The organism is Streptomyces sp. NPDC048600, assembly GCF_055587025.1.
On record NZ_JBVJGZ010000005.1, the window covers coordinates 25,696 to 46,235 of the forward strand.

Here is a 20,540-nt window from a genome sequence, read left to right on the forward strand (position 1 = left end):
CCCGGATGAGGATCGGAGCATGCCCCTCCACGGCGTACGATGACAGGCCGTACACGAGGGGTGGGGCCGTGGACCGTGCAGATGTCGGCGCGCTCGTCCAGTCCGCCGTCGAGGGTGACGCGGCGGCCTGGAAAGCGCTGGTGGAGGGCATGAGCCCGCTGGTGTGGTCAGTGGTGCGCGCGCACCGGCTGTCCGACGCCGACGCGCACGAGGTCTACCAGACCGTGTGGTTCCGTTTCGCCCAGCATCTGGGGCGGCTGCGGGAACCGGACAAGGCGGGCTCGTGGCTCGCCAGCACGGCGCGGCACGAGAGCCTGAAGGTCATCAAGAGCCTGAAGCGGCTGACCCCCACCGACGACCCGCAGCTCCTGGACCGGGTCAGCGAGGACCGCACACCCGAACAGTCGGTGCTGGACTCCGAGGAGGCGGCCGCCGAGACCGAGCGGATCCGCCGTATGTGGCAGGAGTTCGAGGCCCTCGGCGACCGCTGTCGGCAACTGCTGCGGGTGCTCATGGCCTCGCCGCCGCCCACGTACCAGGAGGTGTCCGCGGCCCTGGGGATCGCCGTGGGCAGCATCGGACCGCTGCGCCAGCGCTGCCTGCGGCGGCTGCGCGCCCGAATCGACGCACGGGGAGCGCTGTGAACGGCCAACACATGGACGACAACGGCCACATGGACCACAACGGCCACGACGACGAAGCCGGCTACGACAGCGAGGCCGGACACGACAGCGACGACCTGGGGGAGGACTCCTTCGACACGGGTCTGCTGGAGGAGGAGCTGCGGCGCGCCGAGGCCGTCCTCGACCCGGTTCCGGCCGCGCTGCGGCAGATCGCCGTCGAGGCGTTTCTGCTGCACGACCTGGACGCCCGGGTCGCCGAGCTGACCTTCGACTCGCTGGTCGACTCCATTCCGGTGAGGGGAGCGGCCGACCCGCCGCGGATGCTGACCTTCCGGGCGGGCGAGCTGACGGTCGACATCGAGGTGACCGGGGAGGGCCTGATGGGGCAGGTGATCCCGCCCCAGCCGGCCGGCATCGAGGTGCTGGGCGGACCGCATCCCTCCACGCCCGACACGCTCGCCGCGGACGCGCTGGGCCGCTTCAGCAGCGATGTGGCCCCGTCGGGGCCGTTCGCGCTGCGGCTGCGGACCGGCGGTCAGGTGGTGGTCACGGAGTGGCTGCGCGCCTGAGAGCCGGGTCCGGGGCCTGACACCGTACGGTCACCAGGTGCACGGCAGGCTGCGCGGTCCCCGGAGCATCGTCCTGGTCCGCCAGGGCACGTCCTCGGCGGGGACCGCCAGCCGCAGGCCGGGCAGCCGGTCGAGCAGGGTGTCGACGAGCAGCTCGGCCTGCATCCGGGCCAGCGCCGCGCCCGTGCAGTGGTGGGTGCCGTTGCCGAAGGCCAGGTGCGCGTTCGGCTCCCGGTCGGGGTCGATGCGCAGCGGGTCGGGGAACACCGAGGGGTCGCGGTTGGCCGCGAGGTAGGAGACGTACACCGGCTCCCCGGCGCCGATCCGGTGGCCGGCCACCTCGACGTCCTCCAGCGCGATCCGCGCCGGGCCGACGCTGCTGCGGTGCGGGACGTACCGCAGCAGCTCGTCGACGACCCGGCCGCGCTCCTCGGGCGCCTCGCGCATCCGGCGCAGCAGATCCCGCCGGGTGAGCAGCAGGTACAGCATCTGCCCGCAGTTGTGGGTGACCGCCTCGCCGCCGGTCTGGAGCGGTCCGGCCAGGCCCACGGCCTCCTCCTCGTCCAACTCGCCCCGTGCGACGGACCGGCCCAGCATCGCGTACACGTCGTCGCCGTCGCCGCCGGCGCGGGCCCGCACGGTCTCGGCGATCCATCCGTACAGCTCGCCCCTGGCCCGCTCGGCGGCCTCGGCGTCACCGGCGGCGATCTCGCGGGTCCAGAAGCGCACCCGCGGCCGGTCGGCCGCGCCCACTCCCATCACCTCGGCGACCACGGCGACCGGGAACGGCTCCAGCACCCGCTCGACCAGATCGGCCGGCGGGCCCTGGCCCACCACGTCGTCCACCAGCTCGTCGAGAAGCTCCTGCGCCCTCGGCCGCAGCCGCTTCGCAGCGTCGGCCGTGAACGCGTCCGCGACCGCCTCGCGCAGCCTGTCGTGGTCGGGCTGGTCGGTGAACGCCAGCGAACCGGGGCGGGGCCCGAAGTGCGGTGCCATCCGGGTGATCTGACGTCGGGTCAGCTCGGCGCGGCCGAACCGCGGGTCGTCGGTGATCTGCCGGACGTCCTGGTAGCGGGTGGCCAGCCACGCCCAGCCCTCGCCGTGCGGCAGGGTGATGCGGGCCAGCGGGCCCTCGCTCATCAGCAGGTCCAGCACCGGGTCGAAGTCCGTGCCCGGCACGTCCAGCGCGGGCCAGTTGCGCACGGTCGGCGGCGCCTGCCCGGTCAGCGTGGTGGTCTCCTCGGTCATGCCCTCACCCTCGCCGCCCCGGCGCCGCCTGTCGCGCGGGAGTGCTCCAGCCGGTTACCTCGGCACCGCGTCCACCAGACGGGCCAGCGCCTCGGCGAGCGGGGCGAGTCCGGGACCGGCGGGTCCGCCCGGCTCGGTCATGTACGTGTCCCGGCGGATCTCCACCATCAGCGCCGCCACCCGGGGATCGCGCCCGTAGTACTCCAGCGGCACGTACGTCCCCGCGAACGGGCTGTCCAGCCCCGTCTCCCCGATGCCCGCGAACGCCTCCCGTGCCGCCGCGAGCAGCTCCGGCGGGGTGTGGAAGGAGTCGGTGCCCAGGCACACGGGCGGCCGCGGCCCGGAGCCGTGCAGCTCGTAGGGCAGGGCCTTCGCGGGATAGGAGTGGACGTCGACGATCACGGCCCGTCCGGTGGCCGCGAGCCGGCCGGCCACGGCGTCGGCCATGGCCCGCGCGTACGGCCGGAAGTACCGCTCGAGCAGCGGCTCCGGGTCCGTGTCCGCCTCCCGCAGCACCTCCTTGTGCGTGGTGCGCGTGTACACGGCCCCCATGCCGGCGGCGAGCATCTCCTCGCGCTCGTCCGGGAACCGTTCGGGGTCCACCACCAGCCGCGACAGCCCGTTCACGAACCGCCAGGGCGTGAGGCCCGCGAGCTCCGCGGCCGCGGCCGCGACACCGTCCGTGTGCGCGTCGGTGATGTGGTCCAGCTCCCGCTCCAGCGCCGCGTCGTCGAGCACGATCCCGGCCCGTGCCTCGGCGGGTATCGCGCGCGCCGAGTGCGGCACGTGCAGCAGGACGGGCGAGTCGGGGGCGCCGGGCAGGACGGCGTAGGACATACGAGGTCTCCCAGGTCGTACGGGCGGGCCGAGCGGGCGGCGGGGCAGACGACTCCGCCCCGGCCGGGCGGTTGCACCGGTCGGGGCGGAGTCGTCGGGTGTGCCGGGAGGCGTCAGCTCAGGGACGCGAGCGCCGCGTTCCAGGTGGCGGAGGGACGCATCACGGCGGCGGCCTTGGCCGGGTCGGGCTGGTAGTAGCCGCCGATGTCGGCCGGCTTGCCCTGGACGGCGTTCAGCTCGTCGACGATCTTCGACTCGTTCGCGGCGAGGGACTCGGCGAGCGGGGCGAAGGCCTTCGCCAGCTCGGCGTCGTCGGACTGCTGCGCCAGCTCCTGCGCCCAGTACATGGACAGGTAGAAGTGGCTGCCGCGGTTGTCGATGCCGCCGACGCGACGGGTCGGGGACTTGTCCTCGTTGAGGAAGGTCGCCGTGGCGCGGTCCAGGGTGTCGGCGAGGACCTTGGCCTTCGGGTTGTCGGTGGCGGCCGCGTACTGCTCCAGGGACGGGACCAGCGCGAAGAACTCACCGAGGGAGTCCCAGCGCAGGTAGTCCTCCTTGACCAGCTGCTGGACGTGCTTCGGCGCGGAGCCGCCGGCGCCCGTCTCGAACAGGCCGCCGCCCGCCATCAGCGGGACGACCGACAGCATCTTGGCGCTGGTGCCCAGCTCCAGGATCGGGAAGAGGTCGGTCAGGTAGTCGCGCAGGACGTTGCCGGTCACCGAGATGGTGTTCTCGCCGCGGCGGATGCGCTCCACCGACAGCTTGGTGGCCTCGACCGGGGCGAGGACACGGATGTCCAGGCCGTCGGTGTCGTGCTCGGCCAGGTACGCCTCGACCTTGGCGATCAGGTTGGCGTCGTGCGCACGGGTCTCGTCCAGCCAGAAGACGGCCGGGTCGCCGGTGGCGCGGGCGCGGGTGACGGCCAGCTTGACCCAGTCGCGGATCGGGGCGTCCTTGGTCTGGCAGGCGCGGAAGATGTCGCCCTCGGAGACCGGCTGCTCGATGACGACGTTGCCCGCCCGGTCGACCAGGCGGACCGTGCCCGCGGCGGCGATCTCGAAGGTCTTGTCGTGGGAGCCGTACTCCTCGGCCTTCTGCGCCATCAGGCCGACGTTCGGGACGGAGCCCATGGTCGACGGGTCGTAGGCGCCGTTCGCGCGGCAGTCCTCGACCACGGCCTGGTAGACACCGGAGTAGGAGGAGTCCGGCAGCACCGCGAGGGTGTCGGCCTCCTGGCCGTCCGGGCCCCACATGTGGCCGGAGGTGCGGATCATGGCCGGCATCGAGGCGTCGACGATGACGTCGGACGGCACGTGCAGGTTGGTGATGCCCTTGTCGGAGTCGACCATCGCCAGGGCCGGGCCCTCGGCGATCTCGGCGTCGAAGGACGCCTTGATCTCGGCGCCGTTCGCCAGCGACTCCAGGCCCTTGAGGATGCCGCCGAGACCGTCGTTCGGGGACAGGCCGGCGGCGGCCAGCGCCTCGCCGTACCGCGCGAAGGTCTTCGGGAAGAACGCGCGCACGACATGGCCGAAGACGATCGGGTCGGAGACCTTCATCATCGTGGCCTTCAGGTGCACGGAGAACAGCACGCCCTCCGCCTTGGCGCGGGCGACCTGCGCGGTCAGGAACTCGCGCAGGTGGGCGACGCGCATCACGGAGGCGTCGACGACCTCACCGGCGAGCACCGGTACCGACTCGCGCAGCACGGTGGTGCCGCCGTCCTCGGCCACCAGCTCGATGCGCAGCGCGCCGTCCTCGGCGATCACCGCGGACTTCTCGGTGGAGCGGAAGTCGTTCTCGCCCATCGTCGCCACGTTGGTCTTCGACTCGCCGGACCAGGCGCCCATGCGGTGCGGGTGGGTCTTGGCGTAGTTCTTCACCGAGGCGGGGGCGCGGCGGTCGGAGTTGCCCTCGCGCAGGACCGGGTTCACGGCGGAACCCTTGACCTTGTCGTAGCGGGCCTTGATCTCCCGCTCCTCGTCGGTCTTCGGGTCGTCCGGGTAGTTCGGCAGCGCGTAGCCCTGGCCCTGGAGCTCGGCCACGGCGGCCTTGAGCTGCGGGATGGAGGCCGAGACGTTCGGCAGCTTGATGATGTTGGCCGCGGGCGTCTTCGCCAGCTCGCCCAGCTCGGTCAGCGCGTCCGGGATGCGCTGGTCCTCGTCGAGGTACTCCGGGAACACCGCGATGAGGCGCCCGGCCAGCGAGATGTCCCGGGTCTCCACAGAGACACCCGCCTGCGAGGCGTAGGCCTGGACCACCGGCAGGAAGGAATACGTCGCCAGGGCCGGGGCCTCGTCAGTGTGCGTATAGATGATGGTCGAGTCAGTCACCGGGTGCTCCGCTCCACGTCTGCAACATTGCTCGACATCAAGATATCTCGTGATCGGCCGCGCCTCGACAGGGGTCCGGCCGGATGCGGCCACGGATCGCTTGCGCCGGGACGCAACCGGGGAGGGTGATCTTGCGGTCATGAAGGGTGATCGTCATCTCATCCGAGACGGCCGGACATGACCAGCCGGCCGCCCGAGTGAAAGCGGACCATGAGATATCGCAGCAGAGTGACCGCCCCGGCCGCCCTGATCGGCACCGCCGTGGCACTGAGCGCCGGCAGCACCGCCCACGCCGCCACGGGGAAGCGCCCGAAGAACCCGCCCGTCCAGGGCCCCGAGACCCTCGGTGACCCCGTCTTCCCGAGCCTCGGCAACGACGGCTACCGCGTCTGCGGCTACCACCTGGACCTGGTCTGGGACGCCACGACCCGGCTCGTCGGCGCCACCGCCCGGCTGACCGTCCGGACCACGCAGGCGCTCAGCCGCCTCTCCCTCGACGCCCTCGGCCTCGACATAGCGGCCGTCCAGGTGGACGGCACCGACGCGGCGTACGCCCAGGAGGGCGAGAAGCTGCGGATCACCCCCGCGACGGCGCTGCGCGCCCGCCGGGACGCCGAGATCACCGTCCGGTACACGGCCGACCCGCGCCGCACCCTCGCGCACACCGCCTGGGTGCCCACGCCGGACGGCTTCGCGGTCTGCCCGCAGCCGAACTCGGCGCACACCCTCTTCCCCTGCAACGACCACCCGGTGGACAAGGCGGACTTCACCTTCCGCATCACGGTCCCCGCCGGACTGCGCGGCGTCGCGAGCGGCTCGCTCGTCTCCACCGAGGACCTCGGCGACGGCCGGACCGCGTACACCTACACCTCGCGCGAGCCGATGGCCACCGAGCTGGTGCAGATCACCGTCGGCGACTACACGGTCAAGGAGCGCTCCGGCCCCCACGGACTGCCCCTGCGCGACGTCGTCCCGGTCGCCCGCGCCGCCGCGCTGGAACCCGCGCTGGCCCTCACCCCCAACCTGGTGAGCTGGATCGAGGAGCGGCTCGGCGCGTACCCGTTCGAGACGTACGGCCTGCTTCCGTGCAACTCCGACGATCCGGCCGCGTTCGACTTCACCGGCCTGGAGACGCAGACCCTCACGCTCTACAAGCCGAACTACCTGCTCCAGGCCGAGCCGAAGATCGCCTCGCACATGATGCACGAGCTCGTGCATTCCTACTTCGGCAACAGCGTCAGCCCCGCCACCTGGGCCGACCTCTGGCTGAACGAGGGCCACGCCGACTTCTACGGCCTGCTCTACCGCTACGAGCGCGGCTGGGCCGACTCCCTCGGGCTGACCACGATGGAAGCCCGGATGAAGGACACGTACGCGCGCGGCGACCAGTGGCGCAAGTCCTCCGGCCCGGTCGCCGCGCCGAACGAGGCCAACCTCTTCGACAGCCAGCGCTACCTCGGCGGCGTGCTCGTCCTGTACGCCCTGAGGCAGCAGGTCGGCGAGGCGGTCTTCAACACGATCGAGCGCACCTTCCTGGAGCGGTTCCGGGGCCGCTCCGCCTCGACCGAGGACTACATCACCGTCGCCACGCAGGCCGCCGGCCAGGACCTCTCCGGCTTCCTGCGGGACTGGCTCTACGGCACCAGGACCCCGCGTATGCCCGGCCACCCCGACTGGACGGTGACGCCGGTGAGTTCGGCGCTCACCGCCCCGCACAGCCGCAGGGGCGGGCACTACCACGAGAACTCGGCGACCCTCTGAGCCGTGGTGTGACGGCCCGGTGAGCCGTCAGTCGAGCCGGGCGGAGGACACTTCGCCCGGCTCGGCGGCGCTCGCGCGCTGCTGCGGGATGACCACCGCGCCCTGCTCCAGCGACACCGTGCGGGTGGGCGCCGGGATGCGGATGCCCTCCGCGCGGTAGCGGCGGTGCAGCCGCTTGATGAACTCGTGCTTGATCCGGTACTGGTCGCTGAACTCGCCCACACCCAGGATGATCGTGAAGTTGATCCGCGAGTCGCCGAAGGTGTGGAACCGCACCGCCGGCTCGTGCTCCGGCAGCGCCCCGGTGATCTCCCGCATCACCTCGGCGATCACCTCGACGGTCACCCGCTCCACGTGCTCCAGGTCGCTGTCGTAGGCCACGCCCGCCTGGAGCAGGATCGTCAGTTCCTGCTCGGGGTGGTTGTAGTTCGTCATGTTCGTCCCCGCCAGCTGCCCGTTGGGGATGATGACGAGGTTGTTGGAGAGTGAACGGATCGTGGTCTGACGCCAGTTGACGTCGGTCACGTAGCCCTCCTCGCCGCTGCTCAGCCGGATGTAGTCGCCCGGCTGCACGGTCTTGGAGGCGAGGATGTGGATGCCCGCGAAGAGATTGGCGAGCGTGTCCTGAAGGGCCAGCGCGACGGCCAGACCGCCCACACCGAGGGCGGTGAGCATCGGGGCGATCGATATGCCCAGCGTCTGCAGCACGACCAGGCCGCCGATGGCCAGCACCACGACCCGGGTGATGTTCACGAAGATCGTGGCCGAACCGGCGACCCCGGAGCGGGACTCGGTCACCGTGCGCACCAGACCGGCGACCACCCGCGCGGCGGCCACCGTCGCCGCGACGATCAGCAGCACGGTCAGCGTCTGGTTCACATGCCGCTGCACGGTCCTGGTGAGCGGCAGCACGGCCCCCGAGGCCGCCGCGCCGCCCAGTACGGCGGCCCACGGCAGCACCGTGCGCAGGCCGTCCACGATCACGTCGTCGCCGTCCCAGCGGGTGCGGTCGGCCTGCTTGCCCAGCCAGCGCAAGCCGACGCGCAGCACGAACGCCGCCAGCAGGCCCGCGGCCAGAACGATCCCGGCGACGACGTAGTCGTGCACGGTGAGCGTGCGGGTCACCGGTCACCTCCGGGGAGACGGGGTGCGGCGGAACGGGCCGCCGACGGCCGGATGTGAAGTCTCGTCACGTTGTCACCTGCTCGTTTCGGGATGTGCGCAGCCACCGGCGGACGTCCGTCACGAACCGGCGCGAGGGCTCATCCTGCCGTATGGGGAACACCGGTTCGTGCACGTGGTCGGGCTTCTGGTCATCCGTTACGCCGAGTCGGGGCGGCGGGCCCGGCACACCTGGCGCAGGGACACGGCACCTCACGGTCCCTCGAACGACCCGTGCCGTCCAGCCCCCGCCGCGAACCGTGCCGCGCCCTCCAGGCTTTCCGCCAGCACGGCCGCCCCGTGGGCGAGTTCACCCCGCAGGGCCTCCTCCTCGCCCCGGCCCTCCTGGTCCAGCACCGAGGCACGGTCCGAGCGCAGACAGGCCTGCGGGAAGCGGGCGATCTCCGCCGCGAGGGCCTCGGCCCCGGCCCGCGCGGTGCCGGTGGGCACGAGACGGTTGGCCAGACCCATGCCGAGCGCCTCACGGGCCGGGACCGGACGGCCGGTGAGGATCAGGTCCATCGCGTGCGAGGCACCGACGAGCCGGGGCAGCCGCACCGTGCCGCCGTCGATCAGCGGGACGCCCCAGCGGCGGCAGAACACCCCGAACACCGCGTCCTCCTCGGCGACCCGCAGATCGCACCACAGGGCCAGCTCCAGCCCGCCCGCCACCGCGTGTCCGGCCACGGCCGCGATCACCGGCTTGGACAGCCGCATCCGGGTGGGCCCCATCGGCCCGTCGCCGTCCTCGGCGACCCGGTTGGCGCGCCCGGTGCCGAGCGCCTTGAGGTCCGCGCCCGCGCAGAACGTGCCGCCCTCGCCCCACAGCACCGCCACCCGGGCCTCCGGGTCCGCCTCGAAGTCCCGGAAGGCCGCCGCCAGTTCGGCGGCGGTGGGCCCGTCCACGGCGTTACGGGCCTCGGGACGGGAGAGGATGACCGTGGTGACATGACCCTCGCGTTCGACGCGCACCGGCATACGGGAACCCCTTCTCGGCTCGGGAACCACGAGTGTTCCACCGCCGCCCGGCCACGGCACGCCCCACGGCACGCCCCGGCGTCAGATCACCTTCAGCCGCACCAGCGCGCCCAGCGTCAGGGCCCCCGGCACCAGCGGCACCCACACCGTGATGATCCGGTACGCCAGCACCACCGCCGTCGCCACCGCCACCGGGCCGCCCGCCGCGACCAGCGCCACGATCAGCGCGGCCTCCACCGAACCGATCCCGCCCGGCGTCGGTATCAGCGCGACGGCGACGGTGGCCGCCAGATAGGCGACGGCCATGTGCGCGGGCGGCACCGGCAGGTCCAGCGCCGTCCCCACCGCGGCGAGCCCCGCCGCCTGGAGCGCCGGGAACGCGAACGAACCGCCCCACAGCGCGAGGGCCCGCGCGGGCCGTGTGTGCACCGACCGGGCCTCGCCCAGCGCCGTGCGCGCGAACCGCAGCACCGGCTCCCGTACCCTCCGGACCAGCAGCACCACCGCCACGGCCGCCACCGCGCCCACGCCCAGCCCGAACAGCAGCGGACCACCCACCCCTTCGGGCAGCAGGGTGCCCAGCCGCAGCGCGTGCGGGAACGCCAGCAGCAGCACCGCCAGCAGCCCCACCCGGGCCACACCCTCGGCGAGCAGGAACAGGGCGAGGGCCGCCGAGGACCGGGCGAGCGGCACCCCGCACACGGTCAGGAAGCGGAGGTTCACCGCGCCCGCCCCGAGACCGGTCGGCAGCAGATGGTTGGCCGCGCCCGCCGCGAACTGGGTGGCCAGCAGCCGCAGCCTGGGCAGCCGCTCCACGACCGCGCCCTGCCGGCCGACCGCCGCCGCGACCCAGGTCAGACAGGTCGCCGCGCCCGCCGCGAGCAGCCACGGCCACTGCGCGTGCGCCAAGTGCCGAAACCCGTCGGCCAGTACGTCACGGTGGCGCACGGCCGGCACGGCGACCAGCGCCACCGGAAGCAGGCACAGGATCTGCCGCACCGGGACGCGCCGCCGGAGCCGTCCCACGGAAATTCGAACCCCTGTCACATCCGGACAGGTTCTCCGCACGGCGCCAACGCCGGGTAGCGGCAGCGCGGACGGCGCCTTACACCGAGGGAACCGGACACATCTCCTTGACCTCAATGCCGCTTGAGGTCCTACGGTCGTGGCCATGAGCATGGAGACCACCGCCTGGACGCAGTTGTACAGCGTCATGAACGCCCAGCAGGAGCGCCGCCCGTTCGCCGCCGCCACACTGCGCCGTATCGCCGCGTTCGCCCGCCCGCACCGTTCCCGTATCGCCCTGTTCGTCCTGCTCGGGGTCGTCACCGCGCTGCTCGCCGTGGCGACACCGGTCCTCGCCGGAGGGGTCGTCGACGCGATCGTGACCGACGGCGACGAGGACACCGTCGTACGGCTCGCCCTGCTCATCGCACTGATCGCCGTCGTGGAGGCGGCGCTCGGCATCCTCGCGCGCAGGCTCTCGGCCCGGCTCGGCGAGGGCCTGATCCTCGACCTGCGCACCGCCGTCTTCGACCACGTCCAGCGCATGCCGGTCGCCTTCTTCACCCGCACCCGCACGGGCGCGCTCGTCAGCCGGCTCAACAACGACGTGATCGGCGCCCAGCGGGCGTTCAGCAACACCCTGTCCGGTGTGGTCAGCAACCTGGTCACCCTGGTGCTCACCCTCGCCGTCATGCTCACCCTGTCCTGGCAGGTCACGCTCTTGGCGCTGGTCCTGCTGCCGGTGTTCGTGGTGCCCGCCCGGCGCATGGGCGGCCGGATGGCGAAGATGCAGCGGGAGGCGGCCACGCTGAACGCGGCCATGGGCACCCGGATGACCGAGCGCTTCTCCGCGCCCGGCGCCACCCTGGTCAAACTGTTCGGCCGGCCCGAGGAGGAGTCCGCCGAGTTCGCCGACCGGGCCCGCCGGGTCGCCGACATCGGCGTCCGTACGGCGACCGCGCAGTCGGCGTTCATGACCGCGCTCACCCTGGTCTCGGCCCTGGCCCTCGCCCTGGTCTACGGCCTCGGCGGCTGGTTCGCGCTGCGCGGCACCATGGAGCCCGGCGCCGTCGTCGCCCTCGCCCTGCTGCTGACCCGGCTGTACGCGCCGCTCACCGCGCTGGCCGGCGCGCGGGTGGAGGTGATGAGCGCCCTCGTCAGCTTCGAGCGGGTCTTCGAGGTGCTCGACCTGAAGCCGCTCATCGAGGAGCGCGCCGACGCCCGGGAGGTGCCCGAGGGACCGGTCGCCGTCGAGTTCGACGACGTCCGCTTCGGCTACCCCGCCGCCGACAAGGTCTCCCTCGCCTCCCTCGAGGAGGTGGCGACCCTGGACACGCGCGGCGGCGCCGAGGTCCTGCACGGCGTGTCCTTCCGCGCCGAACCCGGCCAGACCGTGGCCCTGGTCGGCTCCTCCGGCGCGGGCAAGTCGACGATCGCCCAACTGCTGCCCCGCCTCTACGACGTGGACTCGGGCGCGGTCAGGGTCGGCGGCGTGGACGTCCGCGAGGTGAGCCAGACCTCGCTTCGGGCCACCCTCGGCATGGTCACCCAGGACGGCCATCTCTTCCACGACACCGTCCGCGCGAACCTGCTGCTGGCCCGGCCGGACGCGCCCGACGAGGACCTGTGGGACGCCCTGCGCCGGGCCCGCCTGGACGACCTGGTCCGTGACCTGCCCGACGGTCTCGACACGGTCGTGGGCGAGCGCGGCTACCGCCTCTCCGGCGGCGAGCGCCAGCGCATGACCATCGCCCGGCTGCTGCTGGCCCGTCAGCGCGTGGTCATCCTCGACGAGGCCACCGCCCATCTGGACAACACCTCCGAGGCGGCCGTCCAGGAGGCCCTCACCGAGGCCCTCGCGGGCCGTACCGCCCTCGTCATCGCCCACCGGCTGTCGACCGTGCGCGCGGCCGACCAGATCCTGGTCCTGGAGCGGGGCCGGGTCGTCGAACGCGGCACGCACGAGGAACTGCTGGCCGCCGAGGGCCGTTACGCGGAGCTGTACCGGACACAGTTCGAGCAGCAGCGCGGGAGCGGGACGGACGTGGCGGAGGGGGCGGGGACGGAAACGGCGGGGGTGGCGGCGTAGGCGGAGGCGGGACCGGCCGGGGCCCGGCGGAGGTCGTGGTGAGGGCCACGGCCCGCCGCCGTCACCGGTGCGCGGTCACCGGGACCGGGTCACCAGTGCGCGGGCCTGCTCAGCGCCGCCGGCAGCCGGGTGCCGGCGTCACCGCGGGCGGCGTTCACCTGCGCCTGGGTCAGGAAGACGCTGCCGGTGAGGTCGGCCCCGCCGAGGTCGGCGTCGCGCAGGTCCGCGCCGATCAGGTCGGCCATCCGCAGGTCGGCGTTCTTCAGGTCGGCGGCGACCAGCAGGGCGCCCCGCAGGCTCGCGCCCCGCAGGTCGGCCCCGGCGAGCCGGGCACCCATCAGGTCGGCCCCGCGATGGTCACGGGTCCGGCCGGGCACCTGCGCCCGCACCAGCTCGCCGACCCGCACCAGCAGCACGTTCACTTCACCCCGCAGCGCGTTGACGTCCAGCGCCGGCAGCGTGTCGGCGTCGCCGCGGGTCAGCTCCTCCAGTCTGGCCCGCTCGCGTCGCAGCCTCTGGTGCACCGGCCGCGCCACGGCGAGATCGAGGGCCTCGGTGACGTACCACAGCAGTTCGTGCAGCTGTCGCATCACGGGGAACACGGCGAACATCCGCGGGGCCGTCGCGGGCGCCTGCCGCCAGTCGGTGCCGCCGAAGGTGACCTGGGAGACCTTCTGCCCGGCGCCGAAGCAGTCGAAGACCGTGCAGCCCCGGTAGCCCTCCTCGCGCAGCCGCGCGTGGATGCCGCAGCGGAACCCGGTGTCGAGGTTCGAGCAGGGGCGCCCGGCCTGCTTGTCGACCGCGAAGTCGGCGGACCTGGCGAAGGGGAGGGCCACGCAGCAGAGGCCGAAGCACTCGGCGCAGTCGGCCTGCAGGGCGCTGCGGTCGGTCGAGGGGGTGTCGGCGGTCTCGGCCCGCGCCGCTGCTTTGTCCCGTGCCGCTGCTTTGTCCCGTGCCTGCCCCCGGGCGGCGCCGGACCGCCTGCGCCCCGAGGAGGACGAGGAAGCCGAGGGCGGTGGCGACTGTGGCGACAACGTGCGGCTCCTGCGGTGCGGTGAGCACCCCGTCCGGATGCTCGGAGAACGTCTGCCAGTCTCGCAGACGCCGGGAACGCCCGAGCCGCCGGAGACGCCGAGGGCCGCTTGCCCGACCTCCGTCCGGCGGGGTCAGCGAGGCGTCACCGCGGCGATGTGGTCGAGGATCTCCTGCCGTACCGCGTCCGGGTGCGTGTCCAGGAAGAAGTGGCCGCCGCGGAACACCCGCAGACGGAAGGACGCCGTGGTGTGCCGCTCCCAGGCCTCCAGGTCCGCCACCGGGGTGACGGGGTCGGCGTCGCCGCCCATCGCCACGACGGGGCAGCGCAGGGGAGGGGCCGACGGACGGTGGTACCGCTCGATGGCACGGTAGTCGCCGCGCAGCGTCGGCAGCACGATGCGCAGCACGCCCTCGTCGTCGAGGAGCCGGGTCACCGCCTCGTTGCCGGCGTTGAGCCGCTTGAGCTCGGTCACCAGCTCCGTGTCGTCGGCGAACCGCACCCGCCGGACACGCGGCAGCGAGGGCGCCCGCCGCCCCGTGGCGACCAGCCCCCGGGGCGGCACCCCGAGCGCCTCGAGGCGCAGCGCCACCTCGTAGGCGACCACGGCCCCCATGCTGTGCCCGAACAGCACGAACGGCGGGTCGCACCGGTCGAGCAGTTCCTCGGCCACCCGGTCGGCAAGCACCGTGAGGTCCTCGGCACACGGCTCGTCGGCACGGTCCTGCCGCCCCGGGTACTGCACCGCCAGCACCTGTACGTCCGGAGCCAGCGCCCGGGAGAGCGGGTGGTAGTACGAGGCGCCGCTGCCGGCGTACGGGAAGCAGACCAGCCGTACGGGGGCGTCCGGCGCCGTGTGGAACCGCCGGATCCATGCGCTCCCGGTCGAGGTCTCGGCCACGGTCCGCTCCCCTTCGTCGTACGGTCGCCCGCCACCCTAGGAGCAGGACGGGGTGGAGCCGTACGCCGCTGGCACGGCCTGACGGCGTGGTGTCAGCGGTCCGCGCGGCGGACGCGTGCCGACGGCCCTCACAGATACCGGTCGAGGAAGAGGAAGGCCAGGCTGGTGGCGGACACCACCAGCCACAGGCAGCCTCCGAGAAGCAGGGGCGCCGGGCCGGTGCGGCGCAGCCTGGCGGGATCGGTGGACAGGCCGATCGCGGCCAGGGCGACGGTGATCAGGAAGCCGGCGAGGGTGCCGAGCGGTGCGTGGGCGGCGGACGGGACGAGACCGGCGCTGTTCACGGCCGCCAGGGCGAGGAAGCCGACGAGGAACCACGGCACCAGCCGGCCGACGCGCGGCGGTCCCGCGGCCCCGCGGCCGGGACCGGCCTTGCCCGCGTCCGCCGCGGAGCCCACGGCGTCCGCCGCCGCGCCGCCCACCGCCTCCGCCGCGCCGCCCACCGCCTCCGCCGCGTCCTCCGCTGCGCTCGTCCTCTCGTCCGCCTTCCGCGCGCGACGGCGGGCGAGGGCGGCGAGGCCCAGGCAGATCGGGATGATCATCAGCGTGCGGGCCAGCTTGACCACCACCGCGTGGTCGGCCGCCGGGCCCCCGAAGGTGGCGGCCGCGGCCACCACCGACGACATGTCGTTGATCGCGGTGCCGGCGAACAGGCCGAAGGTCTGCGGGTCCATCTCCAGCAGATGGCCGAGGAGGGGGAAGGTCACCACCGCGGCGACGTTGAAGACGAAGATGGTGGAGACGGCGTAGGCCACCTCCGCCTCGGCCGCGGCGATGACCGGCGTGACCGCGGCGATCGCCGAGGCGCCGCAGACGCCGGTGCCCACGCCGATCAGGGTGCGCAGATCGCGTACGACCCCCAGTCGGCGCCCGATCCAGTAGGCGGCCGCGAGACAGGCCGCGAGGGTCCCCGTCATCACCGGCAGCGAGCCGGCACCGACCCGCAGCACCTGGCCGAGGGAGAGCTGCGCGCCCAGCACCACCACCGCGGCCTGGAGCACCCCGCGCCCGGCGAAGGCGATGCCGGGCCGCGTCCGTTCCCCGGGCCGCACCGCCACCGCGACCAGTATCCCGAGCACCACCGCGCTCACCGGCCCGCCGACGACGGGCACCAGCCGTCCCGCCGCGGTCGCCACGAGGGCGATGCCGACGGCGAGCGCGAGGCCGGGCAGCCGGGCGGCGAAACTCCTGCTCAGGATGGCACCGGGCGAGGGGCGGGCGGTTCCCGACGGGGAGCTGCCGGTGCCCTTCACGACCGCCACCCGCGGGGGGCGCGCGGCGGCTGACAGCCGCAGCCGGGGCGTGCCACGCCCGGGCCGCGCGGATGGACGACATCGCGCGGGACGACCCCGGCCCGGGTCGGGGGCCGGACGGGCGGTGCGGCACCCCGTTCGCCCGGGGCGGTGTCCTCCGGGCGGGCGAGCCACAGGCGCAGCAGGTGACGTCGGTCCTGCGGGGCGTCGAAGTCGTCGTAGGCGGACCGGGCGTGCAGGACCGCGTGGTTGTCGAGCAGCAGCAGGTCCCCGGGCCCCAGGTCCAGGTCCAGGTCGAGCCGCACACGGGAGGAGGCGGCCGTGGTGTCGATGAGGGCGTAGAGCTCGCGGTCGACGTCCTCGGTGTCGTGGGGGCCGTGGGCCAGGCGGCCGCGGTCGTAGCGCATGCTGGGTCTGTCGCCGTGCCGTGTGACCAGCGGGGAGGACAGGGGGGTCTCCCCGTCGGGCGTCCGCTCCCGGTCACGGTCGAAGTGATGACTGCGGTAGAGGTGCCCGGCCAGGTCCGGCCGGGCGTCGAGCACGGCGTTGTGCACGGCCGCGGCACTGGCCAGCAGAGTGCGCCCGCCCGAACGGGCCGGGCGCAGGCACAGCAGGCCGAGCAGATCGGACTCGGCGGTGTGGAACGGTATCGCCGCCCGGGTCCGGTACGCGGGCGGCGCGGCACCGCCGGGCGCCGCCCCGGCGTCCCGGACGTGGCAGAGGGTGCGGCCGTCGGGCGTCTGCGGGACGGGCCGCCCGAGGTACTGGCCGATCCCGCGCAGCACGGTGCTCGCCTCCGCCTCGCCGAGCAGGTCCGCTGGGACGCTCCTGAGCAGGACGAAGCCGCGGCCGCGCGTCAGTGCCGCCGTGGCGCGTCCGAGTGCGGCGGCGAGCGTGGGCAGCGGGAAGTCGGCGACCGTCATCCGCAGCAGTGGGGCGGCACGCCGGCGGACCGTGCGCACAGCCGTACGCAGTTCCTCGCGGTGTCCGGCGGACAGCGTCAGGACCCAGTCGTCGCGGTCCGCCACCTCGGGTCCGTACCACAGGGCGGGACCTGTGAACGGCCCGCTCGGCACGGTCGTCGCATCCGGGGTTTCGGCCATGGTCGCCTCCGCGAGGTCTGGAGAGCCGGGCAGCTTCTGGCGGCGGCGCGGCGGCCGGGCGCTGCGGGCCGGACCGCCGCCGCGGAGCCGCGTCGAACGGGGATGCTATGAAGCACCCGTCCCGGATGCTTGACGTACAGGGACGGGAAACTTAACTTCTGGGGACCCCGCCGCCCCTGGAGCGTGTCCATGAGGCCTCTCGCCCGCACCGCAGCGCTGAACGGCTACGTCGAACTGAGCCGTTCGCTGGGTCTCGACCCCCGGACGCTGATGAGGAGCGTGGGCCTGGACACCGCGGACCTCGCCGTCCAGGACCGGTGGATCTCCGCCACGGCGGTGGTCGGCCTGCTGGAACTGTCGGCCGCCCGCTCGGGGCGCGAGGACTTCGGGCTGCTCCTGGCGGAGCTGCGACGCTTCTCCAACCTCGGGCCGATCAGCCTGCTGGTGCGCGAGGAGCCCGACGTGCGCAGCGCGCTGGCCCTGCTGATCCGCCATCAGCACACCTACAACGAGGTCCTGCACGCCCGCCTCTCGGAGGGCAACGGGGTGGCCACGCTCAAGGTCGACCTCCGGCTCGGCGAGCCACGCCCGGCCCGGCAGGGCACGGAGCTCGCCGTGGGCGCCTTCCACCGCGTGCTCTGCGGTTTCCTCGGCCCGCGCTGGCGTCCGTCGTCGGTGTGCTTCACCCACCGGGCGCCGCGGGACACCGCCGGACACCGCCGTCTGTTCGGACCGGTCGTGGAGTTCGACCGCGACTTCAACGGCATCGTCTTCTACACCGAGGACCTGGACGCCCCCAACGCCATGGCCGATGCGCAGCTGCGCAGCTACACCCGGCAGTACTTCGAGCCCGTCGCGGCCCCCGTCCAGGCCTCCGAGGCCGACCGTGTGCGCGACCTGATCGAGGCGCTGCTGCCGACCGGGCGCTGCTCGATCGAGCAGATCGCGCGCAGTCTCGGTGTCGACCGGCGCACCGTGCACCGCCATCTGGCCCGGTGCGGGGAGACGTTCTCCTCGCTGCTCAACGCGACCCGCAGGGCGCTCGCGGAGCAGTTCGTCGCCAATCCCAGCCGTTCGCTGACCGAGGTCTCCACGCTGCTGGGGTTCTCGTCGCTGAGCGCGTTCTCCCGGTGGTTCCACGAACAGTTCGGCACCGGTCCGCGGGAGTGGCGCAAGGCCCGGACCGGCTCGTCGGGGCCGGGCGGCGGCTGAGCCGCCGGGATCAGGCACGCATCCGGACGGCAGCTGAGCCGCCGGGACCAGGCACGCACGGCGGTGGCTCCGTATCGCCGCTCCCGTGTCCCCGATTGACAAGTCACCTGTCACCGCAGGCAAAGCGGGCCCCTTCCACCGCCCCTACCTTGGCACCACCGCGCAGGCCACGAGCTGTCAATGGTCCGGACGGCCCCCGGCCACGGCCGGTCGTCCCCCCAGCCCCCGCCGCGTGAAGCCGTCTCCCGATGCCAAGGAGAAGCACCCGTGCACTTCCACGACGACTCCCTCTTCCCGGAGAACCAGGAGAAGCTGGTGATCCAGGCCGCGCCGTACGGCCCCGAGTGGCTGCCCGGGGACGCGGACGACCTGCCCCTGACGATGGACGAGCACGTCCAGGCCGCCGTCGACTGCTACAACGCCGGAGCGACGGTCCTGCACATCCATGTGCGCGAGCTGGACGGCAAGGGCTCCAAGCGGATGTCCATGTTCAACGAGCTGCTCGGGCGGCTGCGCGAGGCCGTGCCGGACATGGTGCTCCAGATCGGCGGCTCCATCTCCTTCGCCCCCGAGGGCGAGGGCGGCGACGCCAAGTGGCTCGCCTACGACACCCGCCACCTGCTGGCCGAGCTCACCCCCGCGCCGGACCAGGTGACCATCGCGATCAACACCAGCCAGATGAACATCGTCGAGATCATGAACGACGACGATCTGGAGGGCACGTCCATCGCGAAGCCCGACTACTACCGGGCCTACCGCGACATGGTCGTCGAGGCCGGTCCCGACTTCTATCTGGAGCACCTCAGGCGCCTGCACGCCGGCGGCATCCAGCCGCACTTCCAGCTCGCCCACCTGGCCCAGCTGGAGACCGTCGAGCGACTGATCCGCGCGGGCATCTACACCGGCCCGCTGATCCTCAACTACGTGGCCATCGGTGGCGGTTTCGCCGGCCGGCACCCCGCCGACCTGGTCGAGTTCATCCGCCGTGTGCCGGACGGCGCCGTGCTGACGATCGAGAGCTCCATGCGTGCCGTGGCCCCGATGAACGCCGTCGCCATCGCCCTCGGCCAGCATGTGCGCGTCGGCAACGAGGACAACCTCTGGGGCGCCAAGGGCGAGCGCATGTCGTCGGTGGCCCAGATCGAGCAGATGGTGAAGATCTCCGAGGCCCTCGGCCGCGACATCGCCACCGGAGCCGACGCCAAGCGGATCTACAAGATCGGCGAGTACTACGCCGACGCCGACGAGACCCTCGCCCGCCTCGGCATGGTGCCCAACCGCCGCCCCGGACAGCGCGGCTTCATGCTGCGCGACGTCCAGGCCTGACCCGGCCCCCTTCCCCGCCCCACGAACCCCCGGGAGCTCCCTGTGGCACACGCCGTCCGCTTCTACGAAACCGGTGGCCCTGACGTCCTCACCTGGGAGGAGGTGTCCGTCGGCGACCCCGGCCCCGGCCAGGTGCGCATCCGGCACGAGGCCGTCGGCCTCAACTTCGCCGACACCTACTTCCGCACCGGGCTCTACCCGGTCCGGCTGCCCGACGGCATCGGCGTCGAGGCCTCCGGCGTGGTGGAGGCGGTCGGCGAGGGCGTCACCCACGTCACGGCGGGGGACAGGGTGACGTACACCGGGAGCCCCCTCGGCGCGTACAGCACCGAGCGGGTCATGGACGCCTCGCACCTGATCCGGCTGCCCCGGGAGATCAGCTGCGAGACGGCGGCCGCGATGACCATGCGCGGCCTGACGGCGGCCTACCTCCTGCGCAGGATCCACCCGCTGCGGGAGGGGGACACGATCCTGCTGCACGCGGCCGCCGGCGGCGTGGGCCTGATCGTCTCCCAGTGGGCCGCACTGCTCGGCATCCGTGTGATCGGAACGGTCTCCAGCGAGGAGAAGGCGGAGCTCGCCCGCGCACACGGATGCGAGCACGTCATCCGCTACCGCCAGGAGGACGTGGCCGAGCGGGTGCGGGAACTGACCGGCGGCGCCGGAGTGCCGGTGGTGCTCGACAGCATCGGCAAGGACACCTTCACCGGCTCGCTGGCCTCGCTGGCCCGCCGCGGCCTGCTGGTCTGCTTCGGCACCGCCTCCGGCCCCGTGCCGCCGATCGACGCCATGCAACTCGCCGTCCGCGGATCGCTGTTCGTCACCCGGCCCGCACTCGCCGACTACATCGCCGACCCCGCCGAACGCGACGCCCTGGCGGGAGAGCTGTTCGGCCACGTCGCCTCGGGGCGCATCTCCATCGAGATCAACCAGCGCTACGAGCTCGACGACGCCGTCCAGGCGCACCACGACCTGGAAGCCGGACGCACCACCGGGTCCTCCGTCTTCGCGCTGTGAGGCCGCCGGAGCCCCAGGACCCGTGAGCCAT

At 73.2% G+C, this 20,540-nt stretch carries 17 protein-coding genes; 7 read left to right on the top strand and 10 right to left on the bottom strand.

Features of this window, described 5'->3' with window-relative positions; all coding sequences use genetic code 11:
• The first annotated feature begins 5 nt into the window (after window positions 1-5).
• Window positions 6-644, top strand: coding sequence for an RNA polymerase sigma factor (locus tag ACZ6SQ_RS08175; protein WP_386378206.1), 639 nt, complete (start codon window positions 6-8; stop codon window positions 642-644).
• A gap of 11 nt (window positions 645-655) precedes the next feature.
• The gene (locus tag ACZ6SQ_RS08180; RefSeq protein ID WP_469558722.1) at window positions 656-1,192 is read left to right on the top strand and encodes a hypothetical protein; all 537 of its coding nucleotides are present in this window, start codon (window positions 656-658) and stop codon (window positions 1,190-1,192) included.
• 30 nt (window positions 1,193-1,222) lie between these two features.
• On the opposite strand, the gene ACZ6SQ_RS08185 is transcribed toward ACZ6SQ_RS08180, so the two are convergent.
• The 3 genes from ACZ6SQ_RS08185 to ACZ6SQ_RS08195 all read right to left on the bottom strand — a co-directional run bounded on the left by ACZ6SQ_RS08185 (window position 1,223) and on the right by ACZ6SQ_RS08195 (window position 5,610).
• Entirely contained in the window at window positions 1,223-2,440 is a 1,218-nt protein-coding gene (locus ACZ6SQ_RS08185; protein WP_469557921.1) for a cytochrome P450, read from the bottom strand.
• A gap of 54 nt (window positions 2,441-2,494) precedes the next feature.
• The gene (locus ACZ6SQ_RS08190) at window positions 2,495-3,277 is read right to left on the bottom strand and encodes an N-formylglutamate amidohydrolase (protein WP_469557924.1); all 783 of its coding nucleotides are present in this window, start codon (window positions 3,275-3,277) and stop codon (window positions 2,495-2,497) included.
• 113 nt (window positions 3,278-3,390) lie between these two features.
• Entirely contained in the window at window positions 3,391-5,610 is a 2,220-nt protein-coding gene (locus ACZ6SQ_RS08195; RefSeq protein WP_469557927.1) for an NADP-dependent isocitrate dehydrogenase, read from the bottom strand.
• A gap of 210 nt (window positions 5,611-5,820) precedes the next feature.
• Here ACZ6SQ_RS08195 and ACZ6SQ_RS08200 point away from each other — a divergent pair, with 210 nt between their 5' ends.
• Window positions 5,821-7,371 (top strand): M1 family metallopeptidase, encoded by a 1,551-nt coding sequence (locus tag ACZ6SQ_RS08200; protein WP_469557930.1) that lies wholly within the window; start codon window positions 5,821-5,823, stop codon window positions 7,369-7,371.
• Window positions 7,372-7,398: 27 nt separating this feature from the next.
• On the opposite strand, the gene ACZ6SQ_RS08205 is transcribed toward ACZ6SQ_RS08200, so the two are convergent.
• The 3 genes from ACZ6SQ_RS08205 to ACZ6SQ_RS08215 all read right to left on the bottom strand — a co-directional run bounded on the left by ACZ6SQ_RS08205 (window position 7,399) and on the right by ACZ6SQ_RS08215 (window position 10,536).
• Window positions 7,399-8,496: a mechanosensitive ion channel family protein gene (locus tag ACZ6SQ_RS08205; protein WP_469557932.1), complete on the bottom strand. Its 1,098-nt coding sequence runs from the start codon at window positions 8,494-8,496 to the stop codon at window positions 7,399-7,401.
• Window positions 8,497-8,745: 249 nt separating this feature from the next.
• Window positions 8,746-9,510, bottom strand: a complete 765-nt coding sequence (locus ACZ6SQ_RS08210) for a crotonase/enoyl-CoA hydratase family protein (RefSeq protein ID WP_469557935.1) — start codon at window positions 9,508-9,510, stop codon at window positions 8,746-8,748.
• A gap of 81 nt (window positions 9,511-9,591) precedes the next feature.
• A complete protein-coding gene (locus ACZ6SQ_RS08215; RefSeq protein ID WP_469557938.1) occupies window positions 9,592-10,536 on the bottom strand; it encodes a lysylphosphatidylglycerol synthase transmembrane domain-containing protein in 945 nt (314 codons plus the stop codon).
• Window positions 10,537-10,687: 151 nt separating this feature from the next.
• On the opposite strand from ACZ6SQ_RS08215, the gene ACZ6SQ_RS08220 reads away from it, so the two are divergent.
• Entirely contained in the window at window positions 10,688-12,604 is a 1,917-nt protein-coding gene (locus tag ACZ6SQ_RS08220; RefSeq protein WP_469558724.1) for an ABC transporter ATP-binding protein, read from the top strand.
• Window positions 12,605-12,693: 89 nt separating this feature from the next.
• Here the strand turns inward: ACZ6SQ_RS08220 and ACZ6SQ_RS08225 are convergent, their stop codons facing one another.
• The 4 genes from ACZ6SQ_RS08225 to ACZ6SQ_RS08240 form a co-directional block, all read right to left on the bottom strand.
• A complete protein-coding gene (locus tag ACZ6SQ_RS08225; RefSeq protein WP_469558727.1) occupies window positions 12,694-13,479 on the bottom strand; it encodes a pentapeptide repeat-containing protein in 786 nt (261 codons plus the stop codon).
• Window positions 13,480-13,770: 291 nt separating this feature from the next.
• Window positions 13,771-14,538, bottom strand: coding sequence for a thioesterase II family protein (locus ACZ6SQ_RS08230; RefSeq protein WP_469557940.1), 768 nt, complete (start codon window positions 14,536-14,538; stop codon window positions 13,771-13,773).
• Window positions 14,539-14,666: 128 nt separating this feature from the next.
• Window positions 14,667-15,851 carry a YeiH family protein gene (locus tag ACZ6SQ_RS08235; protein WP_469557944.1) on the bottom strand — a complete coding sequence of 395 codons (1,185 nt, stop codon included), beginning with the start codon at window positions 15,849-15,851 and terminating at the stop codon, window positions 14,667-14,669.
• Window positions 15,848-16,954 (bottom strand): TauD/TfdA family dioxygenase, encoded by a 1,107-nt coding sequence (locus ACZ6SQ_RS08240; RefSeq protein WP_469557946.1) that lies wholly within the window; start codon window positions 16,952-16,954, stop codon window positions 15,848-15,850. Before ACZ6SQ_RS08240 ends, ACZ6SQ_RS08235 begins: the two co-directional genes overlap by 4 nt.
• Before the next feature lie 189 nt (window positions 16,955-17,143).
• Between ACZ6SQ_RS08240 and ACZ6SQ_RS08245 the strand changes: the two genes are divergently transcribed.
• From ACZ6SQ_RS08245 to ACZ6SQ_RS08255, 3 genes are all read left to right on the top strand, one after another.
• The gene (locus ACZ6SQ_RS08245) at window positions 17,144-18,166 is read left to right on the top strand and encodes an AraC family transcriptional regulator (protein WP_469557949.1); all 1,023 of its coding nucleotides are present in this window, start codon (window positions 17,144-17,146) and stop codon (window positions 18,164-18,166) included.
• Window positions 18,167-18,433: 267 nt separating this feature from the next.
• Window positions 18,434-19,492, top strand: coding sequence for a beta-keto acid cleavage family enzyme (locus tag ACZ6SQ_RS08250; RefSeq protein WP_469557951.1), 1,059 nt, complete (start codon window positions 18,434-18,436; stop codon window positions 19,490-19,492).
• A 42-nt stretch (window positions 19,493-19,534) separates the two neighbouring features.
• Window positions 19,535-20,509: a quinone oxidoreductase family protein gene (locus ACZ6SQ_RS08255; RefSeq protein WP_469557953.1), complete on the top strand. Its 975-nt coding sequence runs from the start codon at window positions 19,535-19,537 to the stop codon at window positions 20,507-20,509.
• Window positions 20,510-20,540: the final 31 nt, after the last annotated feature.

Coding starts and splice junctions, on each gene's coding strand:
- ACZ6SQ_RS08175 (WP_386378206.1), top strand. CDS start 6: ATGAGGATCGGAGCATGCCCCTCCACGGCGTACGATGACAGGCCGTAC.
- ACZ6SQ_RS08180 (WP_469558722.1), top strand. CDS start 656: ATGGACGACAACGGCCACATGGACCACAACGGCCACGACGACGAAGCC.
- ACZ6SQ_RS08185 (WP_469557921.1), bottom strand. CDS start 2,440: ATGACCGAGGAGACCACCACGCTGACCGGGCAGGCGCCGCCGACCGTG.
- ACZ6SQ_RS08190 (WP_469557924.1), bottom strand. CDS start 3,277: ATGTCCTACGCCGTCCTGCCCGGCGCCCCCGACTCGCCCGTCCTGCTG.
- ACZ6SQ_RS08200 (WP_469557930.1), top strand. CDS start 5,821: ATGAGATATCGCAGCAGAGTGACCGCCCCGGCCGCCCTGATCGGCACC.
- ACZ6SQ_RS08210 (WP_469557935.1), bottom strand. CDS start 9,510: ATGCCGGTGCGCGTCGAACGCGAGGGTCATGTCACCACGGTCATCCTC.
- ACZ6SQ_RS08220 (WP_469558724.1), top strand. CDS start 10,688: ATGGAGACCACCGCCTGGACGCAGTTGTACAGCGTCATGAACGCCCAG.
- ACZ6SQ_RS08240 (WP_469557946.1), bottom strand. CDS start 16,954: ATGGCCGAAACCCCGGATGCGACGACCGTGCCGAGCGGGCCGTTCACA.
- ACZ6SQ_RS08245 (WP_469557949.1), top strand. CDS start 17,144: ATGAGGCCTCTCGCCCGCACCGCAGCGCTGAACGGCTACGTCGAACTG.